Annotated in this window: 14 protein-coding genes; 11 read left to right on the top strand and 3 right to left on the bottom strand. The window is 61.3% G+C overall.

All coding sequences use genetic code 11. The annotated features are described in order from the left end of the window. Positions 1–639: 639 nt before the first annotated feature. Positions 640–1,350, bottom strand: a complete 711-nt coding sequence (gene mtgA / locus KUIN1_RS24985) for a monofunctional biosynthetic peptidoglycan transglycosylase (RefSeq protein ID WP_003402232.1) — start codon at positions 1,348–1,350, stop codon at positions 640–642. An 80-nt stretch (positions 1,351–1,430) separates the two neighbouring features. Between mtgA and KUIN1_RS24980 the strand changes: the two genes are divergently transcribed. From KUIN1_RS24980 to trmB, 4 genes are all read left to right on the top strand, one after another. Further along, on the top strand, positions 1,431–1,811 hold the full coding sequence (locus KUIN1_RS24980) for a DUF423 domain-containing protein (protein ID WP_011269203.1): 381 nt from the start codon (positions 1,431–1,433) through the stop codon (positions 1,809–1,811). 114 nt (positions 1,812–1,925) lie between these two features. Next, entirely contained in the window at positions 1,926–2,126 is a 201-nt protein-coding gene (thiS, locus tag KUIN1_RS24975) for a sulfur carrier protein ThiS (RefSeq protein WP_024650565.1), read from the top strand. 51 nt (positions 2,127–2,177) lie between these two features. After that, positions 2,178–2,972 carry a thiazole synthase gene (locus KUIN1_RS24970; RefSeq protein WP_003304387.1) on the top strand — a complete coding sequence of 265 codons (795 nt, stop codon included), beginning with the start codon at positions 2,178–2,180 and terminating at the stop codon, positions 2,970–2,972. Between the two features lie 97 nt (positions 2,973–3,069). Next, positions 3,070–3,717, top strand: a complete 648-nt coding sequence (gene trmB / locus KUIN1_RS24965) for a tRNA (guanosine(46)-N7)-methyltransferase TrmB (protein ID WP_232060035.1) — start codon at positions 3,070–3,072, stop codon at positions 3,715–3,717. 49 nt (positions 3,718–3,766) lie between these two features. Here the strand turns inward: trmB and KUIN1_RS24960 are convergent, their stop codons facing one another. Together KUIN1_RS24960 and KUIN1_RS24955 are read right to left on the bottom strand one after the other, a co-directional pair. Further along, the gene (locus tag KUIN1_RS24960; RefSeq protein WP_003402229.1) at positions 3,767–4,825 is read right to left on the bottom strand and encodes a hypothetical protein; all 1,059 of its coding nucleotides are present in this window, start codon (positions 4,823–4,825) and stop codon (positions 3,767–3,769) included. Between the two features lie 190 nt (positions 4,826–5,015). Further along, positions 5,016–5,528 carry a dihydrofolate reductase gene (locus KUIN1_RS24955; RefSeq protein ID WP_003341335.1) on the bottom strand — a complete coding sequence of 171 codons (513 nt, stop codon included), beginning with the start codon at positions 5,526–5,528 and terminating at the stop codon, positions 5,016–5,018. Positions 5,529–5,637: 109 nt separating this feature from the next. On the opposite strand from KUIN1_RS24955, the gene KUIN1_RS24950 reads away from it, so the two are divergent. From KUIN1_RS24950 to KUIN1_RS24910, 7 genes are all read left to right on the top strand, one after another. Further along, positions 5,638–7,017 carry a DUF2868 domain-containing protein gene (locus KUIN1_RS24950; RefSeq protein WP_152092357.1) on the top strand — a complete coding sequence of 460 codons (1,380 nt, stop codon included), beginning with the start codon at positions 5,638–5,640 and terminating at the stop codon, positions 7,015–7,017. Then, positions 7,010–8,398 (top strand): GTPase/DUF3482 domain-containing protein, encoded by a 1,389-nt coding sequence (locus KUIN1_RS24945; protein WP_152092356.1) that lies wholly within the window; start codon positions 7,010–7,012, stop codon positions 8,396–8,398. Before KUIN1_RS24950 ends, KUIN1_RS24945 begins: the two co-directional genes overlap by 8 nt. Positions 8,399–8,843: 445 nt before the next feature. Next, positions 8,844–9,437 carry a transcriptional regulator BetI gene (gene betI, locus KUIN1_RS24935; RefSeq protein WP_002555619.1) on the top strand — a complete coding sequence of 198 codons (594 nt, stop codon included), beginning with the start codon at positions 8,844–8,846 and terminating at the stop codon, positions 9,435–9,437. A gap of 102 nt (positions 9,438–9,539) precedes the next feature. Then, entirely contained in the window at positions 9,540–11,012 is a 1,473-nt protein-coding gene (gene betB / locus KUIN1_RS24930) for a betaine-aldehyde dehydrogenase (RefSeq protein ID WP_003393629.1), read from the top strand. A 140-nt stretch (positions 11,013–11,152) separates the two neighbouring features. Continuing rightward, positions 11,153–12,859, top strand: a complete 1,707-nt coding sequence (gene betA, locus KUIN1_RS24920; RefSeq protein WP_003402225.1) for a choline dehydrogenase — start codon at positions 11,153–11,155, stop codon at positions 12,857–12,859. A gap of 243 nt (positions 12,860–13,102) precedes the next feature. Continuing rightward, complete coding sequence (locus KUIN1_RS24915; RefSeq protein WP_152092355.1) at positions 13,103–13,621, top strand: RNA polymerase sigma factor; 519 nt, start codon at positions 13,103–13,105, stop codon at positions 13,619–13,621. Beyond that, positions 13,618–14,601 carry a FecR domain-containing protein gene (locus tag KUIN1_RS24910; protein WP_152092354.1) on the top strand — a complete coding sequence of 328 codons (984 nt, stop codon included), beginning with the start codon at positions 13,618–13,620 and terminating at the stop codon, positions 14,599–14,601. The genes KUIN1_RS24915 and KUIN1_RS24910 overlap by 4 nt, the downstream gene beginning before the upstream one ends. Positions 14,602–14,681: the final 80 nt, after the last annotated feature.

The following is a 14,681-nucleotide window of genomic DNA, read 5'->3' as shown; positions in this document are numbered from 1 at the left end:
GAGCGTCACTAACTGCATAGTTTTGTAGGAGCGAACTTGTTCGCGAAAGGGCCCGTACAGTCGCAGAAGATTTGGCGTTCGGAACAATGCCTTCGCGAACAAGTTCGCTCCTACAAAAGCCCGTTCTCATGCCCGAACGTAGGAGCGAACTTGTTCGCGAAAGGGCCCGTACAGTCGCAAAAGATTCGTCGTTTGAAACAATGCCTTCGCGAACAAGTTCGCTCCTACAAAAGCCCGTTCTCATGCCCGAACGTAGGAGCGAACTTGTTCGCGAAAGGGCCCGTACAGGCGCAGAAGATTTGGCGTTGGAAACAATGCCTTCGCGAACAAGTTCGCTCCTACAAAAGCCATCCGGCTCCCATGCCCAAACGTAGGAGCGAACTTGTTCGCGAAAGGGCCCGTACAGTCGCAGAAGATTTGTTGTTCGAAACAAAGCCTTCGCGAACAAGTTCGCTCCTACAAAAGCCATCCGGCTCTCATGCCCAAACGTAGGAGCGAACTTGTTCGCGAAAGGGCCCGTACAGTCGCAGAAGATTTGTTGTTCGAAACAATGCCTTCGCGAACAAGTTCGCTCCTACAAAGGCCCGTTCTCATGCTCGAACGTAGGTAGCGAGAGGCCATTGAAACCGAGTGCAAACATCACCACCGACGGCTGCTGTTCAGCCCCTGCAGGTACTCATCCCCACCCAACTGACGCATCTGCTGCCGAATCCAGCCTGCGCGGCGCGAGACGTAGCTGCTCGGGTGGCTGGCGCTCCACTGGCGCGGGTTGGGCAGGACGGCGGCGAGGTAGCTGGCCTGCTGGGCGGAAAGCGCGCTGGCGTTGGTGCGGAAGTGGTGTTGCGCCGCAGCCTGGGCACCGAATACGCCTTCGTCCCACTCGACACTGTTGAGGTACACCTCGAGGATGCGCTCCTTGGACCACAGTAGCTCGATCAGCATGGTGAACCAGGCTTCCAGTCCCTTGCGCAGGTAGCTGCGGCCGGACCACAGGAACAGGTTTTTCGATACCTGCTGGCTGAGCGTGCTGGCGCCGCGTATCGAGCCGCCACGCTCGTTATGCAGAATGGCCGCTTGAATCGCGTCGACGTCGAAACCCCAGTGCTCGGCGAATTTCTGGTCTTCGCCGGCAATGACCGCGATTTTCAGATTGTCGGAGATTTTGTCCAACGGTTCCCAGTCGCGTTGCAGGTCGATAGGCTCGCCGTCGAACCAGGATTCTACCTTGCGCTCGACCATCAGCGCCGTGCCCGGTGGCGGCACCCAGCGCAGAACCAGAACCACGAGAACACTGCCTGCGGCGAACCACAGCAGGGCTTTGACGATGCGACGAAGAATAGACTGCAGCATAGAGATGGCTTGGCCGAACCCGTTGAGCGGGCCATTATACAGACCGTGCGCCTTTCGACGATTTTTCCCTGGAGTCCCTGATGCTTCGTAGCTTTTTGATGCTGGCCGCCTTCTTTGGCTTTACCGGTGTGGCCCTTGGCGCGTTTGCCGCCCACGGCCTCAAGGAACGCCTGAGTGCCGAGTACCTGGCGGTGTTCCACACGGGAGTGCTTTATCAGCTGATTCACGCGCTGGCCCTGCTCGGCGTGGCGATACTGGCAACGCACATCCCCGGACGCCTGGTCACCTGGGCCGGATTCTCCTTCGCGGTCGGTATTCTGCTGTTTTCCGGCAGCCTCTACGCCCTGACCCTCACCGGTTTCAGCAAGCTGGGCATCATCACGCCGTTCGGTGGTCTGGCCTTTCTGTTCGGCTGGTCGATGCTCGGGCTGGCGGCCTGGAGGCTGGGTTCGCCTCCTTGAGCGTCTGCTCTCGTGAAGCAGGCCGCGCTTGAGACGAATGGCGTGGCTTTGCCTTGGTCATACCGGCTGATCGGGCTAGAATGCTGGCCCCCCAAAAATGATGGCTGCTCTCGCATGCACATTCAGTTGAACGGCGAACCCTTTGAATTGCCCGATGGCGCAACCGTCGCGGCATTGCTGACCCGTCTGGACCTTGCAGGGCGCCGGGTCGCGGTGGAACTGAACCTGGATATCGTGCCGCGCAGTCAGCATGTGACGACCGTCCTGAGCGAAGGCGATCAGGTCGAAGTGGTGCATGCCATTGGCGGTGGCTAGTTCGCAATCCGCACTGCGCCCAACCCCATCTGCACGTTATGAGGATTTCCGATGAGCAATGTTCGCAGCGACAAGCCTTTCGTCCTGGCCGGTCGGACTTTCGAGTCGCGCCTGCTGGTGGGCACCGGCAAGTACATCGATATGGAACAGACCCGTCTGGCCATCGAAGCCTCGGGCGCCGAGATCGTCACCGTTGCCGTGCGCCGCACCAACCTGGGCCAGAACCCCGGCGAGCCGAACCTGCTGGACGTGCTGCCGCCTGATCGCTACACCATTTTGCCGAACACCGCTGGCTGCTTCGATGCGACCGAGGCCGTGCGCACCTGCCGCCTGTCCCGGGAATTGCTCGACGGCCGCAATCTGGTCAAGCTCGAAGTGCTGGCCGATCAGAAAACCCTGTTTCCGAATGTGATCGAAACCCTCAAGGCCGCCGAGATCCTAGTCAAGGACGGCTTCGACGTGATGGTCTACACCAGTGATGACCCGATCATCGCCCGCCAGCTGGCCGAAATCGGCTGTATCGCGATCATGCCGCTGGCCGGCCTGATCGGCAGCGGTCTGGGTATCTGCAACCCCTACAACCTGCAGATCATTCTTGAAGAAACCAAAGTGCCGGTGCTGGTCGATGCCGGTGTCGGTACTGCCTCAGACGCCACCATTGCGATGGAACTGGGCTGTGAAGCCGTATTGATGAACTCGGCCATCGCCCATGCCCAGCAGCCGGTGATGATGGCTGAAGCCATGAAGCACGCCGTAATTGCCGGTCGTCTGGCCTACCTCGCCGGGCGCATGCCACGAAAACTCTATGCCAGCGCGTCTTCGCCGCTGGATGGCCTGATCAAGTAAGAGCCCGTTGATGACTGATTCGCACGTTCCGCACCCAGAGTCGCCTGCTGTCGAAGAAGGCGAAGAGCGCCCGCACCGCCGCATCAAGAGTTTCGTGATGCGAGCCGGCCGCATGACCGAAGGTCAGCAGCGCGGCCTCGATCAAGGCCTCCCGTTGTATGGCCTGTCGCTGACCGACACGCCGGTGGATTTCGATCAGGTGTTCGGTCGCTCTGCGCCGCGTACGCTGGAAATCGGCTTCGGCATGGGCCACTCGCTGCTGGAAATGGCGGCTGCGGCTCGCGAGCACGACTTCATCGGTGTCGAGGTGCACTCTCCAGGCGTAGGCGCGCTGCTCAACGGCGTCCTGACCCAGGGGCTGACCAATGTGCGCGTCTATGATTGCGACGCCATCGAAGTGCTGAACCGCTGCGTCGCGGATAACAGCCTGGATCGCCTGATGCTGTTCTTCCCGGACCCGTGGCACAAGAGTCGTCACCACAAGCGCCGCATCGTGCAGCCTGAATTCGCCGCACTGGTGCGCAGCAAGCTGAAGGTCGGCGGGGTGTTCCACATGGCCACCGATTGGGGGCCTTACGCGGAATACATGCTGGAAGTGATGAGCGTGGCGCCCGGTTATCGCAATCAGGCTGAAGACAACCAGTACGTCCCGCGCCCTGCGGAACGGCCGATCACCAAGTTCGAGCGCCGTGGCGAGAAGCTCGGACACGGCGTCTGGGATCTGAAGTTCGAGAAAGTCGACTGACCGGGATTGCGGGTTGGTAACAACCCGCAATCCCGCAATGTTGTGCCGCTTACTGAATCTCGTCCGGCTTGACGATCACCCAGTTCTTGTCCGCCGTAACCGGCAGTTTCTCCCTGGCCTGAGCTTCGGCATTGTCCTTGATCATGCCATTCAGCTGGGTCATGTACTTGTCCTTGCGGTTGATCCACAAGTGCACGCCGCCCTTGCTCACATCGACGCTGTGAAACAGCATGTAGCCGTCGCTGGTCGGGGTATCGCCGCCGACCAGGACCGGTTTTTTCCACTGATCGATGTAGGTCAGAATGGCCGCCTGCTTGCCGGCCATCCAGGTCGCCGGGGTCCACAGATAAGGCGTCAGCTCCAGGCCCATATTGCTTTTCGGATCATACTTACCCGCCGTGATCTGCTTGCGTGCAGTGGTCAGCTCGCCGGTCTTGCGGTCCTTGAGCAGCGTGCTCACGCCGATCACATTCTGTGGTTTGACGTTGTAGCCGTACTTCGGATCGGCAGCGACCATGCGTACCAGCTCTTCGGACGCAGCGGTCATCACATACACCTCGATGCCGTTTTCCATCAGCTTGTTGTACAGCTCGGCCTGTCCGGTGAATACCCGCGGCGGCTCGACGTTGATTTGCTTGACGGTGTCGCCTTCGTAGTAGGTCGCAGGGATCGGCTTTTTCAGCGCCATCAGCTCATCGACGTAGCCCTTGAGCTCCTGAAGCGTAAAGCCGGAAAACACCTGCGCGACCCACGGGTAGCAGACCATGTCGTCTATTTCGCAAAGACGATAGTAGTAACTGAACAGGCTTTCCTTGTGCTCGGCGGTGTCTTTGAAGGGGATCAGCTTCAGCGAGGGATCGAGTGTTTCGCGGGTGATCAGGCCTTTGTTTTCCATGTACGGCAGCAACGCTTCTTCGAGGTCGAAGCGATAGCTGGTGTTGTCCATGTCGAAGACCGCGTAATTGCCCTTGTTGGCATTCGCCGCAATCATTGCGTCGAGCGCCTTGGCGGCAGGCTCGGGCCAATGCTTCAGTTCGGTGGCCGCGATAGCCTGGCTGGCAAGCCCGAAGCAGACGGCCGCGGCCAACAGTTTTGGCACGAGTTTCATAGGCGATTTCCCCTTGTCGAAAAAACGAAGGGGCAGACCGTAACAAATTATTGTGAAGGCAAAAGTACGTCAGCGACCCGAAAAAGGCCAAATGACGCCGTTTGCCCCTTTATTTGCGACAGTGAAACCAAAAGCGACACTTTTGTTGCAGTTTTTCGTCAGCGGCCGCAATTGCTCCAGAAATTGCTGATCAGACGCGTTCCCACACTTCGAAGTTGTAAGCCGGTTTGTCATCGACGGCGGCGTTTTCGGTGTTGGATACCAGCGCCCACTGCGCCGTATCGAATTCCGGAAACCACGCGTCGCCGTCAGGGCTCAGCGCCACGCGAGTCAGGTACAGGCGATCTGCCTGAGGGAGGCCTTGAGCGTAAAGCTGCGCGCCGCCGATCAGCATCACCTCGTCGACACCCTGTTCCTGCGCCCACTGCTCGGCCCGCACGACGGCGGCGTCCAGCGAAGCGAAGACTTCTGCGCCTTCAAGCTGCAGGTCGGTCTGGCGGCTGACCACCAGATTGAGGCGTCCGGGCAGCGGGCGGCCCAACGAATCCCAGGTCTTGCGACCCATGATGATCGGCTTGCCGAGCGTCGTTGCCTTGAAATATTTGAAATCCCCCGGCAAATGCCAGGGCATGGAATTGTCGACGCCAATCACTCGGTTTTCACCAAGTGCGGCAATCAGGCTGAGGGGCAGATGAGTTTTCATGTCGCGAGGATATCAGAGGTCGCAGGGCAGGCGAATGAACTGACATGTGCCGTGCTCAGTCCCATGACTGCGGTTATGCTCACCGCTGAATTCAATCAAGAGACACTGTGTGACTGCACTGACCCCCCTCGATACCCTCTGGCTGACCGAAGCCGTGCGCCTGCGTGAACAGCAGGCTGGCGTGCTGGATGATCTGGAAGCCAATCGCCGTGCCCGCGCTGCCGGAGGCGACCTGACTGCGCGCATTACCCACCGTGCCCTCGGCCTTGCGCAGCGCGACGGCATGCTTGGCGCGCTGCATCACTGGAAGCAGGGCGCACGGCTGGCGTTGATTGCGCTGGCGGTGCTCGCGGTCATCAGTGGCGCGGGCCTGGCGTTCGCCGCAATGGGCGACGGGCAGGCACCGGTCAATGTGTTCTGGGCGCTGGGCAGCCTGCTTGGGCTGAACCTTGTGCTGTTGCTGACCTGGGCGCTGGGCCTGATCTTCGCCGGGCGCAGTAATACCGGGCTGGGCCGATTATGGCTGTGGCTGAGCGAAAAGCTCGCCCGTGACGCCCAGGCCGCACAACTCGCCCCCGCGCTGGTTTTGCTGCTGCAACGCCAGCGCCTGAATCGCTGGGCGCTCGGGCTGGTGGTTCACAGCCTGTGGCTGCTGGCGTTACTCACTGCGCTGCTGTTGCTGCTGATGCTGATGGCGACCCGACGTTACGGGTTTGTCTGGGAAACCACCATTCTGAGCAGCGACACGTTTGTCAGCCTTACCCAGACGCTCAGTACCGTCCCGGCATGGCTGGGGTTCAGCGTGCCGGATGAAACCATGATTCGTGCCAGCGGCAATGGCGCGTTGAGTATCGAGAATGCGCGTCAGGCCTGGGCGGCCTGGCTGGTGGGTGTGTTGCTGGTGTACGGCATCGTGCCGCGTCTGTTGCTGGCCGGGTTCTGCCTGTGGCGCTGGAAGCAGGGCAGGGCAGCGCTGCGCCTTGATCTGGATTTGCCCGAATACCTTGAATTGCGTGAGCGCCTGATGCCCAGCAGCGAGCGCCTGGGTGTCAACGATGCCGAACCTGCTGCACTGCATCAGGTGCAGTCCGGCGCAGGGGCAACCGAAAGCAATGGCGCCTTGTTAGTGGCCATCGAGCTGGATGATCAGCAGGTCTGGCCGCCAGCGCTGCCGTCGGGTGTGGCCGATGCAGGCATTCTCGACAGCCGTGAGTCGCGCCACAAACTGCTGGAGCAACTGACCCAGTATCCGCCTGCGCGCATGCTGATCGCCTGCGACCCGCGCCGCTCGCCGGACCGTGGCAGTCTGGCGTTGATCGCCGAACTGGCACGCTGCGCCGGAGCAACGCGCATCTGGCTGTTGCCCGCGCCTGCCGGGCAGAGGCTTGACCCTGAGCGCCTCGGCGACTGGCACGTCGCGCTGGATCAATTGCAGTTGCCGCACGCCGACACTGTGCCCTTGAACTGGCTGGAGACAGGCCATGACTGAAGCAGACGGCACTCGTGCGATCAAGCTGGCGGTGGTCGGTCATACCAATGTCGGCAAGACCTCGCTGCTGCGTACGTTGACCGGTGATGTCAGCTTCGGCGAAGTGTCCCATCGTCCCAGTACGACTCGCCATGTCGAGGGCGCGCGCCTTTCTGTGGACGGTCAGGCCGTGGTCGAGCTGTACGACACGCCGGGTCTGGAAGACGCCATTGCGCTGCTCGATTATCTGGAGCGCCTGGACCGCCCCGGCGAGCGTCTGGACGGGCCGGCACGACTGGCGCGTTTTCTGGAGGGCAGCGAGGCACGCCAGCGTTTTGAGCAAGAGGCCAAGGTCATGCGCCAGTTGCTCGACTCGGACGCAGGTCTGTATGTGATCGATGCACGTGAGCCGGTGCTGGCCAAATACCGTGACGAGCTGGCGGTATTGGCGAGCTGTGGCAAGCCGCTGCTGCCGGTGCTGAATTTCGTCAGTGCGCAGCAGCACCGCGTGCCGGAATGGCGCGAAGCGCTTTCCCGCTTGGGCCTGCATGCGCTGGTACGTTTCGACAGCGTAGCGCCCCCGGAAGACGGCGGTCGTCGTCTGTATGAAAGCCTGGCGCTGTTGCTGGAAAGCGCGCGGCCGCGGCTTGAACGGCTGATTGATGATCAGGAAAAACAGCGCTCGGCCAAACGCCACAGCGCTGCTCGCCTGATCGCCGAGCTGCTGATTGATTGCGCAGCGTGCCGACGCAGTGTCGAAACCACCGCCGACCAGGAGCAGCAGGCCGTGGAAGCGCTGCGCAAGGCGGTTCGGCAGCGCGAGCAACAGTGTGTCGAGGCGCTGCTCAAGCTGTATGCGTTTCGCAAGGATGATGTGTCCAGCAGCGATTTGCCGTTGATGGACGGCCGTTGGGGCGATGACCTGTTCAACCCGGAAACCCTGAAGTTGATGGGCGTGCGCGTTGGCGGCGGCGTGGCGGCTGGCGCGGCGGCCGGGGCAGGGGTCGATCTGATGGTTGGCGGCGTGACGCTGGGTGCGGCGGCGCTTGTCGGGGCGATTGCCGGTGGTGCGTTATCCACCGCGCGCAGCTACGGCGGCCGGTTGCTCGGCAAGCTCAAGGGGCGCAGAGAGCTGACCGTCGACGATGCGGTACTGCGCCTGCTTGCCCTGCGTCAGCGTCACTTGCTGCTGGCGCTGGGTATCAGAGGCCATGCTGCGCTGCACAGCATCGAACTGACCACGCCGCAGGACAAGACCTGGCGCAAAGGCAAAATCCCCGAACCCCTCTCCCGAGCCCGCGCCCACCCGCAGTGGTCGACGCTCAACCCACATCCGAAGCCAAATCAGGGCGAGAGGCAGGAAGCAATCGATGAGCTGGCGGATGTGGTGTTGCAGGATTGAGCCCTTGCGGCTCTGAAGAGCGGACGCAGAGCGTCCAGAACGGCATGCGACGCGGAGCGTCGCACGATAGTTGAGGTCATCGTTCCTCACGCTCCAGCGTGGGAATGCCTGTCGTGACGCTCTGCGCGTCACAGATCCAAGCCGCGCCACCTGCTCAAGGGAGGACGCGGAGCGTCCAGAACGGCATACCCACGCGGAGCATGGGCACGATAGTTGTAGATCCTATCGTTCCGCACGCTCCAGCGTGGGAATGCCTTGCGTGACGCTCCGCGTCACAGATCTGTGCCTTGCCGCAAAGTGATGGCTGGACGGATTCAGACTGTCCGACAGGCAGTGAAAACGCGCTTCTTATTTTTTATTGATTGATCGTTCAATAAAAAATCTTTAGACTGGCCCCGTCATGTCGATACAACGATCACTGCAGACACCCGGGAGAATCGCGCCAATGCCCAAGGTCGGAATGCAACCCATCCGCCGCCAACAGTTGATCCAGGCCACGCTGACTGCGGTCGATCAGGTCGGTATGGGTGACGCCAGCATTGCCTTGATTGCGCGACTGGCAGGCGTATCCAACGGCATCATCAGTCACTATTTTCAGGACAAGAACGGCCTGATCGCTGCCACGATGCGGCACCTGATGAACGCCTTGATCCAGAACGTCCGCGAACGCCGTCAGGCGCTGACCGAAGACAGCCCCAGGGCTCACCTGCAAGTGATCATCGAAGGCAACTTCGACGCCAGTCAGGTCAGCGGCCCGGCCATGAAAACCTGGCTGGCCTTCTGGGCGACCAGCATGCATCACCCTTCGCTGCACCGATTGCAGCGTATCAACGACCACCGTTTGTATTCGAACCTGTGCTGTCAGTTCCGCCGCACCTTGCCACTGGAACAGGCACGCAGCGCCGCCCGCGGGCTGGCAGCCCTGATAGACGGGTTGTGGCTGAGAGGCGCGCTGTCAGGCGATGCATTCGACACCGAGCAAGCGCAACGGATCGCTTACGAGTACATGGACTTTCAATTGGCGAAATCGGCGAGCTGAAGCTTTCGAAGCTCCTCACCGAACAACTGTAGAAGCCTGTTGCCGAACCAACCCGGCACACTGAAAGCAGTCATCGCCCCCCACTGAATTTGCGAGGACTTTATGGCCCGTTTTGAACTGCAGAAACTTTACATCGATGGCGGTTATGTCGATGCCAGCAACCCTGAAACCTTCGACGCCATCAACCCGGCGAACGGCGAAGTCCTGGCGCAGATCCAGCGCGCCGGCAAGGACGATGTCGAGCGCGCCGTCGTCGCGGCCGAAAAGGGTCAGAAAATCTGGGCCGCCATGACTGCGGTCGAGCGTTCGCGCATCCTGCGCCGTGCCGTCGACATCCTGCGCGAGCGCAACGATGAACTGGCCGCTCTGGAAACCCTGGACACCGGCAAGGCCATCTCTGAAACCCGCTACGTGGATATCGTGACCGGCGCCGACGTGCTGGAATACTACGCAGGTCTGGTGCCGGCCATTGAAGGCGAGCAGATCCCGCTGCGCGATTCCTCCTTCGTGTACACCCGCCGCGAGCCGCTGGGTGTGGTAGCCGGTATCGGCGCCTGGAACTACCCGATCCAGATCGCACTGTGGAAATCTGCCCCGGCGCTGGCGGCGGGCAATGCGATGATCTTCAAGCCGAGTGAAGTCACTTCGCTGACCACCCTGAAGCTGGCAGAAATCTACACCGAAGCGGGTGTACCGAACGGCGTATTCAACGTGCTGACCGGCAGCGGCCGTGAAGTCGGCACCTGGATCACCGAGCACCCGCGCATCGAGAAAGTCTCCTTCACCGGCGGCACCGACACCGGCAAGAAAGTCATGGCCAGCGCCTCGAGCTCGTCGCTCAAGGAAGTGACCATGGAACTGGGCGGCAAGTCACCGCTGATCGTGTTTGACGATGCCGATCTGGATCGCGCCGCTGACATCGCGATGATGGCCAACTTCTACAGCTCCGGCCAGGTCTGCACCAACGGCACCCGCGTGTTCGTGCCGAATGCCCTGAAAGCCGAGTTCGAAGCGAAGATCCTCGAGCGTGTGAAGCGCATCCGCGCCGGTAACCCGGAAGACGAAAACATCAATTTCGGCCCGCTGGTCAGCTTCGAGCACATGGAAAGCGTGCTGGGCTATATCGCCAAGGGCAAAGAGCAGGGCGCACGTCTGTTGTGCGGCGGCGATCGCCTGACCGGCGGTGTGTTCGACAAGGGCGCGTTCGTTGCGCCGACCGTGTTCACCGACTGCACCGACGAGATGACCATCGTGCGTGAAGAAATCTTCGGCCCGGTGATGAGCATCCTCGGTTACGACACCGAAGATGAAGTGGTGCGCCGCGCCAACGATACTGACTTCGGTCTGGCCGCAGGCATCGTGACCCGCGACCTGAACCGCGCCCACCGCGTGATTCATCTGCTGGAAGCCGGTATCTGCTGGATCAACGCCTGGGGCGAGTCGGCGGCACAAATGCCGGTCGGCGGTTACAAGCAGTCGGGCGTCGGTCGTGAGAACGGCATCAGCTCGCTGGCCCAGTACACGCGCATCAAGTCGGTACAGATCGAGCTGGGCGATTACGCCTCGGTTTTCTAAACACGGTTTCAGTGGCACGCGGCAGGCCTCAAGCAGACGCACTCAAAAGCTGCCTGCCGCACCCCATTTTCACGAGTATCGCCTGGCGGCTTCTGCTTGCGGCCCAGGCTTGAAACTCGCAGCTCTATGAGGGAGCCTCTATGACGACTCAATCCGAATACGACTACATCATCATCGGTGCCGGCTCGGCCGGTAACACTCTGGCAGCCCGTCTCACCGAAGACGCAGGCGTCACCGTTCTGCTGCTCGAAGCCGGTGGCCCGGACTACCGTCTGGATTTCCGTACCCAGATGCCTGCCGCCCTGGCATTCCCGCTGCAGGGCCGTCGCTACAACTGGGCCTACGAGACCGAGCCAGAGCCGCACATGAACAACCGCCGGATGGAATGCGGTCGCGGCAAAGGCCTGGGCGGCTCATCGCTGATCAACGGCATGTGCTATATCCGCGGCAACGCGATGGACTACGACGGCTGGGCCAAGGAGCCGGGTCTCGAAGACTGGAGCTACCTCGATTGCCTGCCGTACTTCCGCAAGGCCGAAACCCGCGACATCGGCCCGAATGATTACCACGGTGGTGAAGGTCCGGTCAGCGTGACCACGCCCAAGGCGGGCAACAATCCGCTGTTCCACGCGATGGTCGAGGCGGGCGTGCAAGCCGGTTTCCCGCGTACTGACGACCTCAACGGTTATCAGCAGGAAGGTTTCGGTCCGATGGACCGCACCGTGACGCCTAACGGTCGTCGCGCCAGTACCGCCCGTGGTTATCTGGACGAGGCCAAGAAGCGCTCGACCCTGACCATCGTCACTCACGCGCTGACCGATCGCATTCTGTTCGAAGGCAAGCGTGCCGTCGGCGTGGCCTACCTGGTGGGCGACAGCGACACGCGCATCCAGGCCCGTGCCCGCAAGGAAGTGCTGCTGTGTGGCGGCGCGATCGCTTCGCCACAGATTCTCCAGCGTTCCGGCGTCGGCCCGGCCGAAGTGCTGAACAAGCTCGATATCCCGGTGGTTCATGACCTGCCGGGCGTTGGCCAGAACCTTCAGGATCACCTGGAGATGTACCTGCAGTACGCCTGCACCCAGCCGGTGTCGCTGTATCCTTCGCTGAAGTGGTGGAACCAGCCGGCCATCGGTGCTGAGTGGATGTTCCTCGGTACAGGTATCGGTGCGAGCAACCAGTTTGAAGCCGGTGGTTTCATTCGCTCCAGTGAAGCGTTCGAATGGCCGAACATTCAGTACCACTTCCTGCCGGTGGCGATTAACTACAACGGCACCAAGGGTGTTCAGGAACACGGTTTCCAGGCTCACGTCGGCTCCATGCGTTCGCCGAGCCGTGGTCGTGTGCAGGTCAAATCCAAAGACCCGCGCGAGTACCCGAGCATCCTGTTCAACTACATGGCCAGCGAGCAGGACTGGCAGGAGTTCCGTGACGGCATCCGCCTGACTCGCGAGATCATGCAGCAACCGGCACTGGACCCGTACCGTGGCCGCGAAATCAGCCCCGGCATCGACGTGCAGTCCGACGAGGCGCTGGACCAGTTCGTGCGTGAGCATGCCGAAACGGCTTATCACCCGTCCTGCTCGTGCAAGATGGGCACCGACGAGATGGCGGTTGTCGATGGTCAGGGTCGCGTGCATGGCTTGCAAAGCCTGCGCGTGGTCGATGCCTCGATCATGCCGATCATCACCACCGGTAACCTGAATGCACCGACGATCATGATCGCCGAGAAAATCGCCGACAAGATCCGTGGTCGTCAGCCTCTGCCACGCAGCACGGCCGACTACTTCGTCGCAGGCGACAAGCCGGCACGTGGCAAGCCGCTGCGCGAGATCAGCCATCAGGCCTGATCCGACGACCAGGCGTCCTCCCGGGACGCCTTGCGTTGTGCATGCTCCAGCGTGGAATGCATGTCCACACTGGAACATTGGTACGACAGTTACGAGATTCTCGTTCCTCACGCTCCCGCGTGGGGACGAGAACCCGCTCGATTCAGACCCTCCTCCCGACAGACGCGAATTGCCACTACCCCTCCGCTCTGCCACAATCGCGAATGATTCTCTTTAGTTAGAACTTTCTCATCGAGGCCATTCGTGTCGTCAGTCCCAAGCACTCATAGCGAGATCGTTGGTGCGCTGTATCGCGATCATCGCGGCTGGCTGCTGGCCTGGCTCAGACGCAATGTCGCCTGCCCGCAACGTGCTCAGGATTTGAGTCAGGACACGTTCGTGCGCTTGCTGGGGCGCCATGAATTGCTTGCGCCCAGAGAACCGCGTGCTTTCCTGGCAACCGTCGCCAAAGGGTTGATGTTCGATCACTTCCGACGCGCTGCGCTGGAGCAGGCTTACCTCGGGGAATTCATGCAGGTGCCCGAGGCCGAGCAGCCCTCTCCGGAAGAGCAGTTGCTGATTGTGGAAGACCTCAAGGCGATCGACCGCATGCTCGGTACCCTGTCCAGCAAAGCGCGTGCAGCTTTTCTATACAGTCGCCTCGACGGCATGAGTCACGCCGAGATTGCCGAGAAGCTGGGCGTTTCGGTCTCGCGCGTCAGGCAGTACCTGGCTCAGGCCATGCGTCAGTGCTACGTGGCGCTCTACGGTGAGCCGACGTGAACACCAGACCGGTCTCTGCCCGTGTGCTCGATGCGGCCATCGAGTGGCAACTGAACATGGACAGCAACGGCGGCAATGACGCCGAGCTGGCGCGCTGGCTGGCCGCCGACGAAGAGCATGCCCGGGCCTGGAGCCAGTTGGGCATGGTCAATCAGCGCTTTGCTTTGCCCGCAGGTCCGGCACGCAAGGCGTTGCAACAGTCACCGGGTGCCCTGCGACACAGCTTGCGCAAGCTCGGTGGCGGTCTGGCCGGAGTGTTCATGGCCTTGGGCCTGGCATTGTTCGTCGGCGATCGCTATCTGCCGATCGATTACTGGCTTGCCGACCAGCGCACTGCCACCGGTGAACAGCGCGACGTGCGTCTGGCGGACAACACCCTGATTCGTCTGAACACCCACAGCGCAATCGATGTGCGCTTCGATGCGCAGCAACGTCGGGTCATTCTGCAGGACGGTGAAATACTGGTGCAGACCGGCGATCATGACGACCCGCGGCCCTTCATCGTCGAGACGGCGGATGGAAAGATGCGCGCCCTGGGGACGCGTTTTCTGGTCCGGCGCGAGTCCGATGGAACCCTGCTCAGCGTGTTGCAATCGGCGGTTGTCGCCCACCCGCGTAATGCTTCCGGTGAACAGGTTCTGCGCGAGGGCCAACAGGTGCTATTGACCCGCAACGGACTTGGCCCGTTGCTTGGCATGCCTTCCGGCGTCGACGCCTGGACGCGCGGCATGCTGGTGGTGGACAACGCGCGGTTGGCAGACATGCTCGCTGAACTGGGGCGTTACCGGACAGGACATCTGGGCGTCGACCCGAAGGTGGCCGATCTGCGCGTCACCGGCACCTTCCCGTTGCAAGACACCGACCTGGCACTCAAGGCGCTGTTGCCGACCTTGCCTGTGCAGATCGAGCAACACACTGCGTGGTGGGTGTCGGTGCTGCCCAGGGATCAACAGCCCGGCACCCCTCCGGCAAAACTCTGAAACATACCCTTTCATGCGGACAACGGATCGCCCTGACACTTTTTCGGTTTCGAGCGGCTTAGTCTTACAAGTCATTTCGG

Origin of the sequence: Pseudomonas sp. KUIN-1, assembly GCF_009176725.1 — a bacterium.
Lineage (GTDB): Bacteria > Pseudomonadota > Gammaproteobacteria > Pseudomonadales > Pseudomonadaceae > Aquipseudomonas > Aquipseudomonas fragariae.
This window is presented reverse-complemented; position numbering and strand designations above follow the sequence as displayed.

Coding starts and splice junctions, on each gene's coding strand:
- mtgA (WP_003402232.1), bottom strand. CDS start 1,350: ATGCTGCAGTCTATTCTTCGTCGCATCGTCAAAGCCCTGCTGTGGTTC.
- KUIN1_RS24980 (WP_011269203.1), top strand. CDS start 1,431: ATGCTTCGTAGCTTTTTGATGCTGGCCGCCTTCTTTGGCTTTACCGGT.
- thiS (WP_024650565.1), top strand. CDS start 1,926: ATGCACATTCAGTTGAACGGCGAACCCTTTGAATTGCCCGATGGCGCA.
- KUIN1_RS24970 (WP_003304387.1), top strand. CDS start 2,178: ATGAGCAATGTTCGCAGCGACAAGCCTTTCGTCCTGGCCGGTCGGACT.
- trmB (WP_232060035.1), top strand. CDS start 3,070: ATGCGAGCCGGCCGCATGACCGAAGGTCAGCAGCGCGGCCTCGATCAA.
- KUIN1_RS24960 (WP_003402229.1), bottom strand. CDS start 4,825: ATGAAACTCGTGCCAAAACTGTTGGCCGCGGCCGTCTGCTTCGGGCTT.
- KUIN1_RS24955 (WP_003341335.1), bottom strand. CDS start 5,528: ATGAAAACTCATCTGCCCCTCAGCCTGATTGCCGCACTTGGTGAAAAC.
- KUIN1_RS24945 (WP_152092356.1), top strand. CDS start 7,010: ATGACTGAAGCAGACGGCACTCGTGCGATCAAGCTGGCGGTGGTCGGT.
- betI (WP_002555619.1), top strand. CDS start 8,844: ATGCCCAAGGTCGGAATGCAACCCATCCGCCGCCAACAGTTGATCCAG.
- betB (WP_003393629.1), top strand. CDS start 9,540: ATGGCCCGTTTTGAACTGCAGAAACTTTACATCGATGGCGGTTATGTC.
- betA (WP_003402225.1), top strand. CDS start 11,153: ATGACGACTCAATCCGAATACGACTACATCATCATCGGTGCCGGCTCG.